This window comes from Pseudomonas sp. R84 (genome assembly GCF_009834515.1).
GTDB lineage: Bacteria > Pseudomonadota > Gammaproteobacteria > Pseudomonadales > Pseudomonadaceae > Aquipseudomonas.
Genome location: NZ_CP019426.1, coordinates 6189628 through 6209765, shown reverse-complemented (window position 1 = coordinate 6209765; position 20138 = coordinate 6189628). Strand labels below are relative to the sequence as shown.

General features: G+C 61.3%; 17 protein-coding genes. 12 read left to right on the top strand and 5 right to left on the bottom strand.

The window, feature by feature from the left end:
- Positions 1-44 precede the first annotated feature (44 nt).
- Positions 45-701, bottom strand: coding sequence for an HAD family hydrolase (locus PspR84_RS27580; RefSeq protein WP_160059797.1), 657 nt, complete (start codon positions 699-701; stop codon positions 45-47).
- Between the two features lie 143 nt (positions 702-844).
- Between PspR84_RS27580 and PspR84_RS27575 the strand changes: the two genes are divergently transcribed.
- Together PspR84_RS27575 and ptsP are read left to right on the top strand one after the other, a co-directional pair.
- The gene (locus tag PspR84_RS27575; protein ID WP_003229203.1) at positions 845-1324 is read left to right on the top strand and encodes an RNA pyrophosphohydrolase; all 480 of its coding nucleotides are present in this window, start codon (positions 845-847) and stop codon (positions 1322-1324) included.
- A 22-nt stretch (positions 1325-1346) separates the two neighbouring features.
- Complete coding sequence (ptsP, locus tag PspR84_RS27570) at positions 1347-3626, top strand: phosphoenolpyruvate--protein phosphotransferase (protein ID WP_160059796.1); 2280 nt, start codon at positions 1347-1349, stop codon at positions 3624-3626.
- Between the two features lie 232 nt (positions 3627-3858).
- Here the strand turns inward: ptsP and PspR84_RS27565 are convergent, their stop codons facing one another.
- A complete protein-coding gene (locus PspR84_RS27565) occupies positions 3859-4605 on the bottom strand; it encodes an NRDE family protein (protein ID WP_160059795.1) in 747 nt (248 codons plus the stop codon).
- Positions 4606-4737: 132 nt separating this feature from the next.
- On the opposite strand from PspR84_RS27565, the gene PspR84_RS27560 reads away from it, so the two are divergent.
- The 3 genes from PspR84_RS27560 to PspR84_RS27550 all read left to right on the top strand — a co-directional run bounded on the left by PspR84_RS27560 (position 4738) and on the right by PspR84_RS27550 (position 7435).
- Positions 4738-5520 (top strand): sulfite exporter TauE/SafE family protein, encoded by a 783-nt coding sequence (locus PspR84_RS27560; protein ID WP_016983201.1) that lies wholly within the window; start codon positions 4738-4740, stop codon positions 5518-5520.
- Between the two features lie 77 nt (positions 5521-5597).
- Positions 5598-6413: a prolipoprotein diacylglyceryl transferase gene (gene lgt / locus PspR84_RS27555; RefSeq protein WP_150706345.1), complete on the top strand. Its 816-nt coding sequence runs from the start codon at positions 5598-5600 to the stop codon at positions 6411-6413.
- Positions 6414-6463: 50 nt separating this feature from the next.
- The gene (locus PspR84_RS27550; protein ID WP_160059794.1) at positions 6464-7435 is read left to right on the top strand and encodes a thymidylate synthase; all 972 of its coding nucleotides are present in this window, start codon (positions 6464-6466) and stop codon (positions 7433-7435) included.
- 125 nt (positions 7436-7560) lie between these two features.
- Here PspR84_RS27550 and cadR read toward each other — a convergent pair whose 3' ends face one another.
- On the bottom strand, positions 7561-8010 hold the full coding sequence (cadR, locus tag PspR84_RS27545; RefSeq protein ID WP_007912999.1) for a Cd(II)/Pb(II)-responsive transcriptional regulator: 450 nt from the start codon (positions 8008-8010) through the stop codon (positions 7561-7563).
- An 84-nt stretch (positions 8011-8094) separates the two neighbouring features.
- Here cadR and PspR84_RS27540 point away from each other — a divergent pair, with 84 nt between their 5' ends.
- The 7 genes from PspR84_RS27540 to PspR84_RS27510 all read left to right on the top strand — a co-directional run bounded on the left by PspR84_RS27540 (position 8095) and on the right by PspR84_RS27510 (position 17139).
- Entirely contained in the window at positions 8095-10404 is a 2310-nt protein-coding gene (locus tag PspR84_RS27540) for a heavy metal translocating P-type ATPase (protein WP_160059793.1), read from the top strand.
- 13 nt (positions 10405-10417) lie between these two features.
- Positions 10418-11281, top strand: coding sequence for a LysR family transcriptional regulator (locus PspR84_RS27535; protein WP_160059792.1), 864 nt, complete (start codon positions 10418-10420; stop codon positions 11279-11281).
- Between the two features lie 193 nt (positions 11282-11474).
- The gene (locus PspR84_RS27530) at positions 11475-12551 is read left to right on the top strand and encodes a putative 2-aminoethylphosphonate ABC transporter ATP-binding protein (RefSeq protein ID WP_122842270.1); all 1077 of its coding nucleotides are present in this window, start codon (positions 11475-11477) and stop codon (positions 12549-12551) included.
- Positions 12551-14275 (top strand): putative 2-aminoethylphosphonate ABC transporter permease subunit, encoded by a 1725-nt coding sequence (locus PspR84_RS27525; protein ID WP_160059791.1) that lies wholly within the window; start codon positions 12551-12553, stop codon positions 14273-14275. Before PspR84_RS27530 ends, PspR84_RS27525 begins: the two co-directional genes overlap by 1 nt.
- 26 nt (positions 14276-14301) lie before the next feature.
- Positions 14302-15327, top strand: coding sequence for a putative 2-aminoethylphosphonate ABC transporter substrate-binding protein (locus PspR84_RS27520; protein ID WP_007912988.1), 1026 nt, complete (start codon positions 14302-14304; stop codon positions 15325-15327).
- A gap of 118 nt (positions 15328-15445) precedes the next feature.
- A complete protein-coding gene (locus PspR84_RS27515) occupies positions 15446-16579 on the top strand; it encodes a TIGR03364 family FAD-dependent oxidoreductase (RefSeq protein ID WP_160059790.1) in 1134 nt (377 codons plus the stop codon).
- Entirely contained in the window at positions 16579-17139 is a 561-nt protein-coding gene (locus PspR84_RS27510; protein WP_160059789.1) for a phosphonate degradation HD-domain oxygenase, read from the top strand. Before PspR84_RS27515 ends, PspR84_RS27510 begins: the two co-directional genes overlap by 1 nt.
- A 173-nt stretch (positions 17140-17312) precedes the next feature.
- Here PspR84_RS27510 and PspR84_RS27505 read toward each other — a convergent pair whose 3' ends face one another.
- Positions 17313-18698, bottom strand: a complete 1386-nt coding sequence (locus PspR84_RS27505) for a GTPase/DUF3482 domain-containing protein (protein WP_160059788.1) — start codon at positions 18696-18698, stop codon at positions 17313-17315.
- Positions 18691-20064 (bottom strand): DUF2868 domain-containing protein, encoded by a 1374-nt coding sequence (locus PspR84_RS27500; protein WP_160059787.1) that lies wholly within the window; start codon positions 20062-20064, stop codon positions 18691-18693. Before PspR84_RS27500 ends, PspR84_RS27505 begins: the two co-directional genes overlap by 8 nt.
- Positions 20065-20138: the final 74 nt, after the last annotated feature.

The following is a 20138-nucleotide window of genomic DNA, read 5'->3' as shown; positions in this document are numbered from 1 at the left end:
GACACAGATCCAATGTGGGAGCGAGCCTGCTCGCGAAAGCGATATCAGTCGCGCAGAGTAATGACCGGCCAGCCACGCTTTTCCGCCTCGGCACGCAGATTCGGATCCGGATCCACCGCGACCGGATTCGCCACCTGCTCCAGCAACGGCAAGTCATTCATCGAATCGCTATAGAAATAGCTGTCGTCCAGCGAATGCCCGGTCTCTTTCAGCCAGCGGTTCAGGCGCGTCACCTTGCCCTCGCGAAAGCACGGAATATCAGTGCTGCGCCCGCTGTAACGGCCATCGATCATTTCACATTCAGTGGCAATCAGGGTTTCAACGCCCAGACGCACAGCGATCGGCGCGGTCACGAAGCGATTGGTCGCGGTGATGATCACCAGTTTGTCGCCGGCATCGCGGTGTTTTTTCAGCAATTCCAGCGCCTGCGGCAGCACGATCGGCTCGATGCAGTCGCGCATGTAATCGCGGTGCCATTGATCGAGCACGGCCATTTCGGTGCGGCCGAGGATCTCCAGACAGAAGTTCAGGTACGCGGCGTTATCCAGTTTGCCGGCCAGGTAGTCCTGATAGAACTCGTCGTTGCGCGCTTTGTACGCAATCGGGTCGAGGAAGCCGCGTTCACACAGATAGTCGCCCCAAGCGTGATCGCTGTCGCCGCCCAGAAGGGTGTTGTCCAAATCGAAGAGTGCCAGGCGCATTGCAGTTACCCGCTGATAAGTCTGTAAAAAGGCGACAAGAATACGGTCTTTTCACAAGAGTGCACATAAGGTAGGAAGCTTCGTTGCCGCCTTATCAACCTTTGTGGAACAATGCGGCGACATGCGTTTGCGAGGTTGTTGCCGTGATCGACCCCGATGGTTTCCGCCCCAATGTCGGGATCATTCTGACGAATGACGCCGGCCAGGTGCTATGGGCTCGCCGTATCAATCAAGATGCCTGGCAGTTTCCGCAAGGGGGAATCAACCCTGAAGAGACGCCGGAAGACGCCTTGTACCGCGAGCTGAACGAAGAAGTTGGCCTGGAACGTGAAGATGTTGAAATACTGGCCTGTACTCGGGGCTGGTTGCGCTATCGTTTGCCGCAACGTCTGGTGCGTACCCACAGCCAACCGCTGTGCATCGGCCAGAAACAGAAATGGTTTCTCCTGCGCCTGATCTCCAACGAGCAGCGGGTGCGGATGGATTTGACCGGTAAACCGGAGTTCGATGGCTGGCGCTGGGTCAGCTATTGGTATCCGTTGGGCCAGGTGGTGACATTCAAGCGCGAGGTGTATCGCCGCGCCCTCAAAGAGCTTGCCCCGCGCCTTTTAGCGCGCGACTGACGACGGAGTTCGACCCCGAGCCATGCTCAATACGCTGCGCAAGATCGTCCAGGAAGTTAACTCCGCCAAGGATCTCAAGGCGGCGTTGGGGATTATTGTGTTGCGCGTCAAAGAGGCCATGGGCAGCCAGGTCTGCTCGGTCTACCTGCTTGATCCCGAGACCAACCGCTTCGTCCTGATGGCCACCGAGGGCTTGAACAAGCGCTCGATCGGCAAGGTCAGCATGGCACCCAACGAAGGTCTGGTCGGTCTGGTCGGCACGCGTGAAGAACCCCTGAACCTCGAAAACGCTTCGGTTCACCCGCGTTATCGCTACTTCGCCGAAACCGGTGAAGAGCGTTACGCCTCGTTCCTCGGTGCACCGATCATTCACCACCGCCGCGTCGTCGGCGTGTTGGTCATCCAGCAAAAAGAACGCCGCCAGTTCGACGAAGGTGAAGAAGCCTTCCTCGTGACCATGAGCGCGCAGCTCGCCGGGGTTATCGCCCACGCCGAGGCTACCGGTTCGATCCGGGGTCTGGGCCGTCAGGGCAAAGGCATTCAGGAAGCCAAGTTTGTCGGCGTGCCGGGTTCGCCGGGTGCGGCGGTCGGTACTGCAGTAGTCATGCTGCCACCGGCCGATCTCGACGTGGTGCCGGACAAGAACATCACCGACATCGACGCTGAGCTGGCGCTGTTCAAGACCGCCATCGAAGGCGTGCGCGCCGACATGCGCGCGTTGTCCGCCAAGCTTGCGACCCAGCTGCGCCCGGAAGAGCGTGCGCTGTTCGACGTTTATCTGATGATGCTCGACGATGCCTCGCTGGGCAGCGAAATCACCACGGTGATCAAGACCGGCCAGTGGGCCCAGGGCGCGCTGCGTCAGGTGGTCACGGAACACGTCAACCGTTTCGAACTGATGGACGACGCCTACCTGCGTGAGCGTGCGTCGGACGTCAAAGACCTCGGCCGCCGCCTGCTCGCCTATTTGCAGGAAGAGCGTCAGCAGAATCTGGTCTACCCGGAAAAAACCATTCTGGTCAGCGAAGAGCTGACGCCGGCCATGCTCGGCGAGGTGCCGGAAGGCACGCTGGTCGGTCTGGTTTCGGTACTTGGTTCGGGTAACTCCCACGTGGCGATCCTCGCCCGGGCCATGGGCATTCCGACGGTGATGGGGCTGGTCGACCTGCCGTACGCCAAGGTCGACGGCATCGAGATGATCGTCGACGGCACGCGCGGCGAGGTTTACACCAACCCGAGCGAAGTGCTGCGCAAGCAGTTCGCCGAAATCGTCGAAGAAGAGAAACAACTGGCGCTGGGCCTCGACACCCTGCGCGACCTGCCGTGCGTGACCCTCGACGGTCATCGCATGCCGCTGTGGGTCAACACCGGTTTGCTGGCGGACGTGGCGCGGGCGCAAAAGCGTGGCGCCGAAGGTGTCGGCCTGTACCGCACCGAAGTGCCGTTCATGATCAACCAGCGCTTCCCGAGCGAGAAGGAACAACTGGCGATCTACCGCGAGCAGCTCGCCGCGTTCCACCCGCAACCGGTGACCATGCGCAGCCTCGACATCGGCGGTGACAAGTCGCTGTCGTATTTCCCGATCAAGGAAGACAACCCGTTCCTCGGCTGGCGCGGCATTCGCGTCACCCTCGACCACCCGGAAATCTTCCTGGTGCAGACCCGCGCGATGCTCAAGGCCAGCGAAGGCCTGAACAATCTGCGGATTCTGCTGCCGATGATCTCTGGCACCCACGAACTCGAAGAGGCCCTGCACTTGATCCACCGGGCCTGGGGCGAAGTGCGCGACGAAGGCACCGACGTGCCGATGCCGCCGATTGGCGTGATGATCGAGATCCCGGCTGCGGTGTACCAGACCAAGGAACTGGCGCGGATGGTCGATTTTCTGTCCGTCGGTTCCAACGACTTGACCCAGTATTTGCTGGCGGTCGACCGTAACAACCCGCGTGTGGCCGATCTTTACGATTACCTGCATCCGGCGGTGCTGCAAGCTTTGCAGACCGTGGTGCGCGATGCCCATGCCGAAGGCAAACCGGTGAGCATTTGCGGCGAGATGGCTGGTGATCCGGCGGCGGCAGTGCTGTTGATGGCGATGGGTTTCGACAGCCTGTCGATGAACGCCACCAACTTGCCGAAGGTGAAGTGGATGTTGCGTCAGGTCAATCTGAGCAAAGCCAAGGAGTTGCTGGCTGAGTTGATGACCATCGACAACCCGCAAGTTATCCACAGCTCGTTGCAATTAGCGCTGAAGAACCTTGGGTTGTCGAAGATGCATCCGCCGACGGTGATCAAGGCCCTGTGAAGATCAAGAGCCCCTCACCCTAACCCTCTCCCAGAGGGAGAGGGGACTGATCCGGGGATGCTGTAAAACTCCGCCGACCTGAAAGTGCTGTGCTGAATCCATGCTCGACCCGCACCGAGTGAAGGTGCTGCTGAGTCCATAATCGACTCGGTTTTTCAGGTCGATGTACGGCTCAAGACACCTCGGTCGGCCCCCTCTCCCTCTGGGAGAGGGCTGGGGTGAGGGTTGGCTCTTAAGCTGTTATTTCCACTTCGCCCAAATGCCCGCCATACGGCCCAAAACTCCGCTCCACCATCCGCCGAGTCCCGTCCGCCTGCACAATCAACGCCGTACTCGCCCGCGTCCCATAACTTTGACTGGCAATAAACACGCTCGACAACAATGACTCCGTCGCCAAACCCACCCCGGTATCCGGCAGCTCGGCAAACGGCGCCGTCTGCGCATCACTCAACAACCCCAACAATCGCTCAGGCTGCGGATCATCCAGCACCCCACTCAACCCAGCCTTGGCCTTAAGCAACTTCGGCCACGGCGTATCCAGCCCGGCATTCGATAACCCATAGACGCCCGATTCCAGCATCACCGGCTCCGACATCCGCGCATTGAAATGCCACAGCTCATGACTATTGCCGAGCAGTAGATTGAACCCGGCATATTCCGCCGAACGCCCGACCACATCGCTCAAATAATCATCAATCGACGCATCACCGGTCAGAAATCGCGCCACCAGCTCACCCCGTGACTTGCGCGCTGGCGCCTGCAGCGGATCACGGATATTGGTCAGCGCGGCAAAGCGCCCATTCGCTCCAATCCCCAGCCAGGTGCCGCCGGCCTCAAGATCACGCCCGGCATGTACGTGCGGCGCTTCCGGCCATTGCGCCAGCGGCAGGCTTGGCCGGGCGTAGAACTCGTCACGGTTGGCCGCGACGATCAGCGGCTGGTCATGGCCCGGCCGCCAGGCGAAAACAATCAGGCACATAAGGTGGTCCTTGTGTGTTTTTTGCTCACTCTACGCATCCGGCGTCCGTGCATCCATCGCCAGTGGAGCCAAAGGGTGTGCATCCGTTACCATGCCGCTCCGGTTTTGCGGATGCGGTCTGGGGAGACGGTCATGGAATTTCTGCTCTATCTGGCGCTGGGCGCCTGTGCGGGCGTGCTGGCCGGGCTGTTTGGCGTCGGCGGCGGGATCATCATCGTGCCGGTGCTGGTGTTCAGTTTCACCTTGCAGGGCTTTGATCAGTCGATCCTCACGCATCTGGCGGTCGGCACTTCGCTAGCGACAATCATCTTCACCTCGGTCAACGCCGTGCGTGAGCATCATCGACGCGGCGCGGTGCGCTGGCCGATCTTCATGTGGATGGCCGTCGGCATTCTGCTCGGTGCAGGTTTCGGCGCGCTGACTGCGGAAGCGATTTCCGGGCCGCACCTGCAAAAGATCATCGGCGTGTTTGCCTTGATCATCTCGGTGCAACTGGCGCTGGACATCAAACCCAAGGCCAGCCGAACCGTGCCGGGTAAACTCGGTCTGACCGTGGCCGGCAGTGTGATCGGCTGGGCCTCGGCGATTTTTGGCGTCGGTGGCGGCTCGCTGACCGTGCCGTTTCTGACCTGGCGCAGTGTGCCGATGCAGCAAGCGGTGGCGACTTCGTCGGCCTGCGGGCTGCCAATCGCGCTGGTCAGTGCATTAAGTTTCATGATTCTGGGGTGGCACGATCCGTTGTTGCCACCGCATAGTCTCGGTTTTGTGTATTTGCCGGCGTTGTTGGGCATCGCCCTGACCAGCATGGTTTTCGCCCGCATCGGCGCGCGTTTGGCGCATCGGCTGTCGCCGCGCTTGCTGAAACGGCTGTTCGCCGCTTTGCTGTTCAGCGTGGGTCTGAGCTTCCTGCTTTAACCGTCGCAATCCTGGCTTAATCCTGAGGTGGCAGCGTCGCCCGGGAATTCTGGTTTCAACTCTAACGAGGAGTCGCAATGCTGCCTTACCCGCAGATCGACCCGGTGGCCCTGGCCATCGGTCCGCTGAAAATCCACTGGTACGGTCTGATGTACCTGATCGGCATCGGCGGTGCGTGGCTGCTGGCGTCGCGCCGGCTCAACCGTTTCGACCCGACCTGGAGCAAGGAGAAGCTCTCCGATCTGATCTTCTGGCTGTCGATGGGCGTGATCGTCGGCGGTCGTCTGGGCTATGTGCTGTTCTACGATCTGAGCGCGTATCTGGCCAACCCGACGCTTATTTTCGAGGTGTGGAAGGGCGGTATGTCGTTCCACGGCGGATTTATCGGCGTAATGCTGGCTGCATTGTGGTTCGGCAAGCGCAACGGCAAGTCTTTCTTCCAGTTGATGGACTTCGTCGCGCCGATGGTGCCAATCGGTCTGGGCGCCGGGCGCATCGGTAACTTCATCAACGCCGAATTGTGGGGCAAGGCAACCGACGTGCCATGGGCCATGGTCTTCCCGCCATTCAGCGATCCGGCGCAACTGCCGCGTCACCCGTCGCAGCTGTATCAGTTCGCGCTCGAAGGCGTGGCGCTGTTCCTGATCCTGTGGATTTTCTCGCGCAAGCCGCGTCCGACCATGGCTGTTTCCGGCATGTTCGCGCTGTTTTACGGCATCTTCCGGTTCATCGTCGAATTTGTTCGCGTACCGGATGCGCAACTCGGCTACTTGGCCTGGAACTGGCTGACCATGGGGCAAGTGCTCTGCGTGCCGATGATCGTCGGCGGGCTGTTCCTGATCTGGCTGGCCTATCGTCGCGCACCTGCAGCACCGCTCGCGCCGACGGCTTAAACTACGAACCCCGGCGCGCGACGCCGGGGCTCAAAGGACACAGGTAACTCATGAAGCAATATCTCGAACTGGTCTCGCACGTCATTCAGAACGGCACTAAACAAGCCAACCGCACCGGCATCAACACCATCAGCTTCCCGGGTGCGATGCTGCGTTTCGATCTGCAGGAAGGTTTTCCGGCGATCACCACGCGCAAAATGGCCTTCAAATCGGCCATCGGCGAGATGTGCGGATTTCTCCGTGGCGTCAACAACGCCGCTGAATTCCGTGCGCTGGGCTGCAAGGTCTGGGACCAGAACGCCAACGAAAACGCGCAGTGGCTGGCCAACCCGTTCCGTCAGGGCGACGACGACCTCGGCGAAATCTACGGCGTGCAATGGCGTAAATGGCCGGCGTACAAGCAGATCCCGCTGAGCAACACCGCGGCCATCGAACAAACCTTAAGCAATGGCTACAAGCAGATCGCCCAAGGCGAAGAAGACGGCCAGGCCTACGTGGTGTTGTACAAAGCCATCGATCAGGTGCGCCAGTGCGTCGACACGATCATCAAGGATCCGGGCAGCCGCCGCATCCTGTTCCACGGCTGGAACGTCGCTCAGCTGGATGAAATGGCCCTGCCGCCGTGCCATCTGCTGTACCAGTTCCATCCGAATGTCGAGACCAGGGAAATCTCCCTGACCCTCTACATCCGCTCCAACGATCTGGGTCTGGGCACACCGTTCAACCTCACCGAAGGCGCCGCGCTGCTGAGCCTGATCGGTCGCCTGACCGGTTACACGCCACGCTGGTTCACCTATTTCATCGGCGATGCGCACGTCTACGAGAACCATCTGGACATGCTCAACGAACAGCTCAAGCGCGAGCCGTTCGCCATGCCGAAGCTGAAAATTTCGGATCGTGTGCCGGAGTTTGCCAAGACTGGCGTGTACCAGCCGGAATGGCTGGAGCTGGTCGAGCCGAGCGATTTCTCGCTGGAAGGCTACGAACACCACGCGCCAATGACTGCACCAATGGCGGTCTAAGCCATTGCACAAACCCCCTGTGGGAGCGAGCCTGCTCGCGAAGAGGGCGTGTCAGTCATAGAGATGTCGACTGATACACCGCTTTCGCGAGCAGGCTCGCTCCCACATTTGGTTTTGCGTGAGTCTTAATGGCCGTGGCTGCGGCCCACGTGGGAGTGTTCGACCTCGGTTGCGACAACCCCGCCACTCACTTCCAGCCGCTGCAAAATCCCGCATTGATCGGCCATTGGCCCTTCGCCACAACGTTGGCGCAGGTCGAGCAACTGTGTCTGCAACGCCAATAACCCATCAATCCGCGCCTTCACATGCTGTATGTGCTCGTCGATCAACGCATTGACGCTTTCGCACTGATCCTGCGGACTGTCGCGCAAGGCGAGAAGGCTGCGGATTTCTTCGAGAGTCATGTCGAGGGTGCGGCAGTTGCGGATGAAAGTCAGGCGTTCGGCGTGGGCCTGGGTGTAGACGCGGTAGTTGCCGTCGCTGCGAGCCGGCTCTGGCAGCAGGTTTTCGCGCTCGTAATAGCGGATGGTTTCCACGGCGCAGTCGGTCAGTTTGGCCAGTTCTCCGATCTTCATGACGGCAATCTCCAAAAGGGTGCTTGACCCTATAGTGGCTACAGGGTCTTTACTTGGCAACAGGCACCTTCATGGACGCGACCAATGAGCGATTCCCAGCACACCCACAAGCCCGGCGATGGACACGACCACAGTCATAAATTGCAGCCTGTGCATAAACATGCCCATGGCGGCGATTCCTGCTGTGGGTCGAAAGTCGCAGCACCGGCACCGGTTCATGCGCACGAAGATTCCTGCTGCTCGTCGACGGCTGCTGCGCCTGCGTTGGTGCAATTGAGCGAAAAGACCAGCGCCGACGCGCGGCTGAGCAGTTTCCGTATCGAGGCGATGGACTGCCCGACCGAGCAGACGCTGATCCAGAACAAACTCGGCAAACTCGCCGGCGTGCAGCAACTGGAATTCAACCTGATCAACCGCGTGCTCGGCGTGACCCACAATTTGCCGGGTACCGAGCCCATCACCGAGGCGATCAAATCCCTTGGCATGCACGCCGAACCGTTGGAGGCGGGCGTCGAAGCGCCAGCCCCGGCGCCAGTGAAAAAACACTGGTGGCCGCTGGCGTTGTCCGGCGTCGGCGCGCTCGCTGCTGAAGTCATTCATTTCACCAACGCCGCGCCCACCTGGGTGGTGGCGATCATCGCGCTGGTGTCAATCCTCAGCGGTGGCCTGACCACTTACAAAAAGGGCTGGATCGCCCTGAAGAACCGCAACCTCAACATCAACGCGCTGATGAGCATCGCCGTCACCGGTGCCATCCTCATCGGCCAGTGGCCGGAAGCGGCGATGGTGATGTTCCTGTTCACTGTCGCCGAGCTGATCGAAGCGCGCTCGCTGGACCGTGCGCGCAACGCGATCAGCGGCTTGATGCAGATGACGCCGGAGCAAGCCACGGTGTTGCAGGCTGACGGTTCGTGGATTGAGCAGGACGTGAAAAGCGTCGAACTCGGCGCCCGCGTGCGCGTGAAGCCCGGCGAGCGCATCGCGCTGGACGGCGAAGTGCTCAGCGGCAGTTCGACCATCGACCAGGCGCCGATCACCGGTGAGAGCCTGCCGATAGAGAAAACCGTTGGCGATAAAGTCTTCGCCGGCACCATCAACCAGGCCGGTTCGCTGGAATACGCGGTCAGCGCAGCGGCGAACAACTCGACGCTGGCGCGAATCATCCACGCCGTCGAACAGGCCCAAGGTGCGCGCGCCCCGACCCAGCGCTTCGTCGATCAGTTCTCGAAAATCTACACGCCGGTGGTGTTCGTGTTTGCCTTGGCCGTGGCGATCATTCCGCCGCTGTTCATGGGCGCAGTGTGGTTCGACTGGATCTACCGCGCGCTGGTGTTGCTGGTGGTCGCTTGCCCATGCGCACTGGTGATTTCCACCCCGGTGACCATCGTCAGCGGCCTTGCGGCAGCGGCGCGCAAAGGCATTCTGGTCAAGGGCGGCGTGTACCTGGAGGGCGGTTTCAAACTGGATTATCTGGCGCTGGATAAAACCGGGACGATCACCCACGGCAAACCGGTGCAGACCGATTACTTGTCACTCGATCCAGCCGCCGATGCCACGGCACCGGCCATCGCTGCTGCATTGGCCGGTCGTTCCGACCATCCGGTGTCGCTGGCCATCGCCAACGCTGCTGTGGATAAAAACTTCACAGCGCTGATTGTGGATAACTTCGAAGCGCTAGGCGGGCGGGGCGTCAAAGGCGAAATCAACGGTCAGACTTATCATTTGGGCAACCATCGTCTGGTCGAAGAACTCGGCCTGTGCTCGCCAGCGCTGGAAGAAAAACTCTTCGCGCTGGAGAAACAGGGCAAATCCGTGGTGCTGCTGCTCGATAGCTCTGGCCCGCTGGCGCTGTTCGCCGTGGCCGACACCGTCAAGGAAACCAGCCGCGAAGCGATCCGTCAGTTGCATGAGCTCGGCGTGAAAACCCTGATGCTCACGGGCGACAACGTCCACACCGCTCAGGCGATTGCCGCGCAGGTCGGCATCGACGAGGCTCGCGGTGATTTGCTGCCAACCGACAAACTGCAAGCCATCGAAGACCTTTATGCACAGGGTCGGCGGGTCGGCATGGTCGGCGACGGCATCAACGATGCACCGGCACTGGCCCGCGCCGAGATCGGTTTCGCCATGGCCGCTGCCGGCACCGATACGGCGATTGAAACCGCCGATGTCGCCCTGATGGACGACGATCTGCGCAAAATCCCGGCGTTCATCAGCCTGTCGCGCAATACCGCGAGCATCCTGAAACAGAACATCGCGCTGGCTCTGGTGATCAAGGCGATCTTTCTTGCGGTAACCTTCGCCGGGCTCGCCACCATGTGGATGGCGGTGTTCGCTGACATGGGCGTGAGCCTGTTGGTGGTGTTCAACGGTTTGCGCCTGCTGCGCAAATAGATGAGGAAAGGTTGTGCTGAGTGCCGAGCTGAAAGCGTTTTACATGGTCGCTCGCCTGGGCAGCATCACGCTGGCGGCGAAAAAACTCGGCCTCAGCCAACCGACCGTGACCACGCAGATCCGCAATCTGGAAAGTCATTACTCTGTGGAGCTGTTCTACCGTGGCGGTCGGCGTCTGAGCGTCAGCGACGAAGGCGCGCGGCTGCTGCCGATGGTCAAGACGCTGTTGCAGCAGGAAGCCGACATCGAGTTTTTCCTGCGCAACAGCGGTCAGGTGCAAGGCACGTTGCGCATCGCAGCGACCGCACCGTATTACATTCTCGATCTGGTGAAGACCTTTCGCGAGCGTCTGCCGCAAGTGGAAGTGTCGGTGGAAATCGGCAATTCACAGCAGGTGCTGGAGGCGCTGGAGGATTACCGCGTGGATATCGCCGCGTCGTCGCAATTGCTTGATGACGCGCGGTTGATTCGTCGGGTATTGGGCACGGATCCTCTGGTGCTGGCGGTGCATCGCAATCATCCGCTGGCAACGCAGGAACATGTGGCGTTGAGTGCGCTGGCCGGGCATACGTTGTTGATGCGTGAGTCGGGTTCGACCACGCGGCGGTTGACGGAGGAGTTGCTCGCCAGTGCCGGGGTGAGTTTCGGGCCGCTGCTGGAGATCGGCAGCCGTGAGTCGATTCGTGAGGCGGTGTTGCGCAATATCGGCATCAGCATCATTGCCCGGCAGGAAGTGCCGCATGATCCGCAGTTGCGCGTGCTGACGATCGAGAATGCACCGCAGATTCCCGAGTACCTTTACTGCCTCAAAGAAAGGAAGGGCGCGCGGTTGCCGGCGGCGTTCCTCGGCTTGGCACAGGAAATGTCCCCGGCTTGAAGATCAAAAGATCGCAGCCTTCGGCAGCTCCTACAGGGGGACGCATTCCAATGTAGGAGCTGCCGAAGGCTGCGATCTTTTGATCTCCAACCAAAATCCCTGAATACCACTATCGGCCGTTTTTGCCTCGTTGCCATATGACGGACGCATTACAACTCTAGGATTGGCCCCATCTGCTTGATGAGGTCTGTCCATGAATCCTGCCATCGCAACTGCCCTGACCAACCCCGGTGCGCCGATGAAAGTGCGCGGCGTGCAGAAACGCTTCGGCGCGTTCACCGCACTGGATAACGTTTCTCTCGACGTCGCCGCCGGTGAACTGGTGTGTCTGCTCGGCCCCTCGGGCTGCGGCAAGACCACATTGCTGCGCTGTATCGCCGGACTCGAGAAGCAGGACAGCGGCGAGCTGTACCTTGGCGACCGCGACGTCTCGCATCTCGCCCCACAGGCTCGCGACTACGGGATTCTGTTCCAGTCCTACGCGCTGTTCCCCAATCTGACCGTCGAGGCGAATATTGCCTACGGCCTTGCTGGCAGCGGTCGCGATGAAGTGCGCCAGCGCGTCGGACAGATGCTCGAACTGGTCGGCCTCACCGGCAGCGAGAAAAAATATCCCGGCCAATTGTCCGGCGGTCAGCAACAGCGTGTCGCGCTGGCCCGCGCTCTGGCGCCGGCACCGTCGCTGCTATTGCTCGACGAACCGATGTCGGCCCTCGACGCCCGCGTCCGCGAGCATCTGTGCACCGAGCTGCGCCAACTGCAACGCAACCTCGGCATCACCACCCTGATGGTCACGCACAATCAGGACGAAGCCATGCTGATGGCCGACCGTATCGCGGTGATGAACAACGGCCGCGTCGAGCAGTACGCCACCCCGCAGGAAATCTACAACCGCCCAGCCACGCCGTTCGTGGCCGAGTTTGTCGGCCAGGGCAACTGGCTGCCGTTCCAGCGCAGCAGCGACACTCACGCGCAGGTCGGCGGGATGAATCTGCGCCTCAGCGATGGCAGCATTCAGCGCGCCTCGGGCCGTTTGTTTTGCCGCCCGGAAGCCATCAACGTCAATCCACCGGTGCACGAAGAAAACCTGTTCCCGGCCAAAGTCCGCGAGATCACCTTCCTCGGCAACCGCTGCCGCATGAGCTTCGAACTCGATCAGTTGCCCGGCCACGCGCTGCTCGCTGAACTCGCCCCGGAAGCCATGCCGCGCCTCGGCGCCCAGCAAATCATGGTCGCCTTGCCGCCGCGCAGCCTGCAGGTGTTTGCCTGATGAACAGCAACCTCGCGCTGCCGCTACCGCACAAGCAGGTGCGCCAGACTTCTAAAGCCGAGATCGGCGATCGCATTTTTGTCGTCGGCGGCAAAGTCCTACTGCTGCTGTTACTCGGCGTCGCGGTATTGCTGCCGTTGTTGGCAATCTTCTGGCGTGGTTTCAGCAGTGAAGCCGGGCAGGGCGGTGGCTGGGTCGCGGCGAAGGAGCTGGTGAGCAGCGAGAATTTCCACTGGCTGCTCGGCAACAGCCTGAAAGTTTCTCTCAGCGTCGCGGCCATCGTCGTACCGCTGGCCTACCTGTTTGCCTACGCGCTGCAACGCACAATGATTCCGGTGAAGGGCATCTGGCGCGGCATTTCGTTGCTGCCGCTGATGGCACCGTCGATGTTGCCGGGGATTGCGTTGGTCTATCTGTTCGGCAACCAAGGCATGTTGCGCGGGCTGCTCTCGGACAACATTTATGGCTTCTGGGGGATTGTGCTGGGCGAGGTGATTTACACCTTCCCGCATGCGCTGATGATTTTGCTCTCGGCGTTGTCGTTGGCCGATGCGCGGCTGTTCGATGCTGCGTCGAGCATGGGCGCCAGTCCGGCCAAGGCGTTTCGCAGCATCACTTGGCCGGCAACGCGACAGGCCGTGTTCGCCGCGTTCTGTCTGGTGTTCACCCTGACCATCACCGATTTCGGGGTGCCGGTGGTGGTCGGTGGCGACTACCAAGTGCTGGCGCTGGAAGCCTACAAAGCCGTGGTCGGCCAACAGCAGTTCGGTCGCGGCGCGTTGATCGGCATGGTGCTGTTGCTGCCGGCGCTGTTCAGCTTCGGCGTCGATGCCTGGCTGCGTCGCCGCCATGGCGACTCCATGAGCGGTCGGGCGCAGGTGTTCAAACCGGCGCCGTCGAAACTGCGCGACGGCTGTTACCTGGCGATTGTCTTGCTGATCAGCGCCGCGTTGATTCTGGTGTTCGGCATGGCGGTGTTTTCCTCACTGGTGAAGTTCTGGCCATACAACCTGTCGCTGTCGCTCAACCATTACCAGTTCAACGAAACCGCCGGCGGTGGCTGGCTGGCTTACAGCAACAGTTTGAAAATGGCCTTGGGCACGGCGTTGATCGGCAGCGTGCTGATCTTCACCGGCGCTTATCTGATGGAGAAAACCCGCAGCCAACGCGGCCTCAATCTAGCCCTGCGCATGCTCAGTTTTGTGCCGATGGCGGTGCCGGGGCTGGTGCTCGGTCTGGGTTACGTCTTCTTTTTCAACCTCACCGGTAACCCGCTGCATGTGCTCTACGGGACGATGGCGCTGCTGATCGTCTGCACCATCGCGCACTACCTGACCACCGCCCAAATGACCGCGACCACCGCGCTGCGCCAACTCGACGCCGAGTTCGAAGCCGCCGCGCTGTCGCTTAAGGCGCCGCTGTATCGCCACTACCTGCGCGTCACCGTGCCGATCTGCCTGCCGGCGCTGCTCGACATCGTGCGCTACTTGTTCGTCTCGGCGATGACCACGGTTTCCGCAGCGATCTTCCTCTACAGCCCCGACACCATCCTCGCGGCAGTCGCGGTGCTGAACATGGATGACGCCGGCAACGTTGGCGGCGCGGCGGCGATGTCGACCCTGATTCTGTTCACTTCGGCGGGCGTATCCTTGCTGCTGGCGTGGGCTTCGCGCGGCTTGCTGCGCCGTTCTCAAGCCTGGCGGCAAACCGCGCCCGGTCACTGATTCAACTCACCTACAGGAAAACGATCATGTTCAAGCCTATGGCCCTGGCCGCTGCTGTGCTCGCTACTTTCAGCCTGAATGCCTTCGCGGCAAAAACCGAGTTGACGGTGTACACCGCCCTCGAAGCCGAGCAACTGAAGTCCTACAAAGAAGCCTTCGAAAAGGCCAACCCGGACGTCGAGATCAAATGGGTACGCGATTCCACCGGGATCATCACCGCCAAACTGCTCGCCGAAAAGGCTCGTCCGCAGGCTGACGCGGTGTGGGGGCTGGCGGCTTCGAGTCTGGCGATCCTCGATCAGCAAGGCATGTTGCAAAGCTATGCACCGAAGGATCTCGGCAAGATCGGCGCGAACTACCGCGACGCCGCCAACCCGCCAGCCTGGGTCGGCATGGATGTGTGGGCCGCGACCATTTGCTTCAACACCGTCGAAGCCGAGAAGCAGGGCCTGACTAAACCCGTGAGCTGGCAGGACCTGACCAAGCCTGAGTACAAGGGCAAGATTGTCATGCCCAACCCGGCGTCGTCCGGCACCGGTTTCCTCGACGTCAGCGCCTGGCTGCAAACCTTTGGCGAGAAGCAGGGCTGGGCCTACATGGACGGTCTGCACCAGAACATCGGGCAATACGTTCACTCCGGTTCCAAGCCTTGCAAACTGGCAGCGGCGGGGGAATTCCCGATTGGTATTTCCTTTGAATATCCAGCCGTACAGCTGAAGCGTCAGGGCGCGCCACTGGACATCATCCTGCCGAAGGAAGGTCTGGGCTGGGAGATCGAAGCGACTGCGGTGATCAAAGGCACGCCGCATGAAGAGGCGGCCAAGAAACTCGCGGACTTCTCGGCGAGTGCTGAGGCGATGGATCTGTACAAGGAGAACTTCGCTGTCCTCGCGCAGCCGGGGATCGCCAAGCCGCAGACCGAACTGCCGGCGGATTATGAGCAGCGTTTGATCAAGAACGACTTTGCCTGGGCCTCGAAGAATCGTGACGAGATCCTCACCGAGTGGCGCAAGCGTTATGACGGCAAGTCCGAGAAAGTGGCGGCCAAGTAAATCTTCGCAAGCTGACAGGGCCTCATCGCGAGCAGGCTCACTCCTACAGGGGAACGCATTCCAACTGTAGGAGTGAGCCTGCTCGCGATAGCGGTCTTTCATTCAGGAAATCATCCAGATGACACAACACAAAGACCTGCTCGTCGTAGGCGCCGGCATTCTGGGCCTATCGCACGCCTACGCCGCCGCCAAACGCGGCCTCAAGGTCGCCGTCTTCGAACGCACCGCCACGCCTCTCGGCGCCTCGGTGCGCAACTTCGGCCAGGCGCTGGTCACTGGCCAACCACCTGGCCAAATGCTCGAGCTAGCCAAGGCCAGCCGCGACATCTGGGGCGACTGGGCGCAGCTCGCCGGTTTGCAGATCAAGCGTAACGGCTCGTACCTGTTCGCTCGCACTGAAGTTGAAGAACACTTGCTGGAAGTGTTCTGCAACGGTCGCGCCGTGGAGCACGGTTACAACATCCAGTTGCTGCGCGGCGCGGCCTTGCGCGATCTGTATCACGGCCAGTTCAGCCACCACCGCGCCGCGTTGCACGGTATCGACGATCAACAGCTGTACTCGCGTGAAGCAATCCCGGCGCTGATCGATTACCTGCGCCGAGACCTCGGCGTCGAGTTCCACTTCTCCACGCTGGTGCGCGATGTAGAGCCCGGTCACTTGCACAGCACCGCCGGCAGTTTTACCGCGAAGCAGATCATCGTCTGCTCCGGCCACGATTATCAGACCTTGCTGGCCGAGCCGATCGCCGCGCTCGACCCGCAAATCTGCCGCCTGCAAATGCTCCGCGCCAAACCGCAGATCGATCTGAATCTGCAACACGCCTTGCTCACCGGCCTGAGCTGCGTGCACTACGGCGCTTTCGCCGATCTGCCGGAAGCGGCGGCGGTGCAGGCGCAAATCCTGCGCGAACAACCGCACCTGCACGACAACGGCATCCACCTGTTGATCAGCCCGACGCCCTACGGCGAAGTGATCATCGGCGACTCGCACCATTACGGCAGCGAGCCTTCACCGTTCAACGCCGAGCAAGTGGACAACTGGATGCTCGAACTGGCCGAACAGACGCTGGGCTGCAAGGTGCAAGTGGTCGAGCGCTGGCAGGGCGTCTATGGTTCCCGGGGGCCGGGGCCATTTTCATTCCTGCGCCCGGCAGCAGGGTTGAGTGTGGCGCTGATGCACACGGGTGTCGGCATGAGCGTCGGCCCGGCCATGGCCGAGCGCAACATTGCGCAGTTGTTGGAGGAAGTTTGATGACAGGTCACGAGCAAGTCGTCGCGCGGGTATTCGGGTTGTATGAGCGCTTCGGCACCAGCGATTACATCGGCGAACCGGTATCGCAGATCGAGCACATGTCCCAGTCTGCCGAACTCGCGATCGCCGAAGGTTTTGATGACGAAGTGGTGCTCGCGGCGTTCTTCCATGACATCGGCCATTTGTGTGCCGAGGGCGCGGAGAACATGGGCGGCTATGGTGTGGTCAGCCATGAACGGCTGGGTGCGCATTATTTGCGTGAGGCCGGTTTCAGTGAGCGGATGGCGCGGCTGGTGGAATATCACGTGCAGGCCAAGCGGTATCTGACGTTGCGTGAGCCGGGGTATTTTGATCGATTAAGTGAGGCGAGTCGGCGGACGCTGGCGTATCAGGGTGGGGTGATGACCGAGGCTGAGGCGGATGTGTTTGAGCGCGATCCGTTGTGTGCGGTCAGTCTGCGGATGCGGCAGTGGGATGAGCTGGCCAAGGAGAGGGCGGTGCCGGTGATGGATTTGGCGGTTCTCAAGCGCAAGGCTGAGGTTTTGTTGTCGGCCGGGTGATTGCAACCCTCACCCCAGCCCTCTCCCGGAGGGAGAGGGAGCTGACCGTGTTGTTCTTGGGTCATACATCGACCTGAAATATCCAGCCGAACTCAGGTTTGGACAGCATGCAGATCTGCTCCCTTTCCCCCTCTACCCCTTGGGGGAGAGGGCTGGGGTGAGGGGGTAGCGATCTAAAGCTCAAGCACCCGAGCAACCAACCCCTCAATCTGCTCCTGCCGCTCAGCCTGATTCAACTTCGCCTGCGGATTGAGCGACGACCACTGCGGATGCGCCCGCGCCTTGTTCAGCGCTTCCGGCAACTTGCCCTCGCGCCAAGTCTTATCCTGCGGAGTCGCCACCTGAACCGCATCCATCGCCGCATGCCCACGCTGATCCAGCGCCAACACCAACTGCCGCTGGCGCAACGCCAACAGCCGCAACACCCCGTCATCCACCGTCAGCTCACGCTGCCCTTTGATCTTGCCGAGCAAGCGACTGCCATAACTACGCGCCGTCTGCAGCGCACCCCCGGCAATCGCCCCTGCCAAAGCTGCCGCGCCGAGGGTAATCCCGCCAACCAGCAAATCCACGCCAGCCCCTGCCGCCGCACCGGCAGCAATACCGCCGCCCACGCGCACGCCGAGTTGCTTCAAGGTTTCCGGGTTGAACAAGTCATCGCCCCAACGCCCGTCCAGCAACGGCAAATCACTCGCCGTCGCATCCTGCGGACGAAACGCATAGAGCTTGAGCAGCGCCTCAACACACTTCTGCTCACGCTGACGCACAGCCTTGCGCAGTTCGCTGATGGCTTGCTGTTCCTGCGCAGCTTCACTGACCACACTGCGCCGGCACGCGGCGCAGTCGATCAACAATTCAGCAATCAATCGCGCCGCACTTTGCTGGCGGGCGAGGCGCTGAGCCTGTTGATCGGCAATCAACCGTTCCAGTTGTGGCCGAGCATTTTCCAGCAGCAGCGCCAGACTTTCATACAGCCGCCGCTCGCCATCCTCGGGCGGCGCTACGCTGTCGAAACGCACCAGCGCATGCAGCCCAAGCCGCGCCAGCGCCTCGCGCCAATCTGGCTCGCGATGGTTGGCGCTGCTGACAAAATTCAGCACCGGCAGCAGCGGTTTGCCACAACTGGCGAGCACTTCCAGCTCATCACGATATTTGGCCAACACCGGTTCGCGGGCATCAATCACATACAAACCGGCGTCGGAAGCGAGCAGTTGCCGTAGCACTTTCGCCTCCTGCTCGAAACGCTGGCGCGCTTCGCTGCCGTCGAGAAAACGCGCCAGCCGCGCCGGGCCATCGAGGCGTTCGCCGGGCCGCTCCAGGCGTTCGAGAAAATCCAGCAGAGCGATCGCATCTTCCAGGCCAGGCGTGTCGTAGAGATCGAGCAACGGCTCGCCGTCCACTGACAACCGCGCGCCTTCGACATGCCGGGTGGTACTCGGGCGATGGGAGACTTCGCCAAAACCCACGTCGCGGGTCAGCGTGCGCAGTAGCGAGGTCTTGCCGACGTTGGTATGGCCGACCACTGCGAGTTTCAGCGGCGCTTTCCAGGCATCAGTCATGGCCAGTCTCCAGCCAGTTCAACGGCGCGCAATCGGCGAACTTCAGGTCAAGCTGTTGCAGGGCGACATGCCAGTCGCCGAGGCGTTCGGCATCCAGTGCTTCGCCGGGCGGCGCTTGCAGCAGCCAGACGCGCGTCTCCCCGGCACTGCGCGCCAGTTCAGCGATCAAGGCGAGGCTGCCGCGATCCGGCGAGCGTCGCGGGTCGCAGGCAATGGCCAGACGTGATGGCGGGAAGCGGCTCAATTGTTCGAGAAGTTTGTGCCGCGATTCGCGGCTGTCGAGAATGCCGGCGTTGCTGACGTTTTTCGGCAGCGCGGGCGGCCATGGGCGTTGTTCGTCGAGTTCGATGGCGACCAGCAACGCGCCTTCGCTCACCAGTTCGCCGACGCTGCTTTCGACGCGATGCAACTGCGCAGGCTCCGGATCATTGACGCCGAGGCGTTCGCTGGTCGGCATCAGACGTTCACGCAATTGCGCGTAGCCGGGCAGGTTAAGGTCCAGACGCAGCGCAGCTTTGCCGCTGTTCCAGCGCCAGAAGCACAACAGCGTCAGCAGCAGACGCGGCAGCACGCCGTACACGACCAACACGCCAACCAGCCATGTCGCCCAGGCCTGACGGGCGCTTTCGATGTCGAGCGCGCCGTCGCCGCTGGCGCGGATCATTTCCACGGTTGGCACATTGAAACCGAGCAGCGACGGCAGATAACCGAGCGCGTGGGTGACGTGGATAAACGTGTCGGCGCTGAGAATCGTGGTTTCCCAGACGAAGCCGTAGCGCCGGGTCGCCATCAGCGTCAGCAGCAGAATCAATGCGCTGAGCATCGCCAACAGCCACAAGCCGTTGACCAGCGTACCGAGTGCCCAGCGATTGAGTTTCTTGCGTTGCAGCATTAGTAACAGTGCCGGCGCCAGTTGCGCGGCTTTGGCGTCGCGGGCCATCTTTTCGCTTAGCCACAGCCACAATCGTCCAAGGGTGGCGCCGTGTTCGCCGGCGAAGATCAAGCCCAGCAACCAGCTCAGCAGCAGAATCAGGTTCAGCCCGAGCAGACTGCCCAAGGCCCAAAACACGTTGACCGGCGTTTGCCCCAGCGCAGCGAAGGCCAGACCAGCGCCGCTCAGGACCGCGAAGATCATCAGCAACACCAGCGCCAGACGCGCGCCTTGCAGCCAGTGTTTGAGTGCGTCCGTCAGCCCGTCACGCTCGGCCAGCCACAACGCTCGGCGCTGAATACGGCCCGACAGATCACCGCCGGCCGTGCGCGCCAGTCGATTGGCTTCAACATCATCCAGGGGACCGGCATGTTCTTCGCGCAGACGCACGGTCTCGGTGAGCCAGAGGTTTTGCAGTGGAGTCAGTTCAGTCACGCAGCGTCTCGTCGCTTAATTGAGCGCTGAGCATAACCGCTGTGGCGCTTATCGGGGTAAGCGTGGCTCTGGTA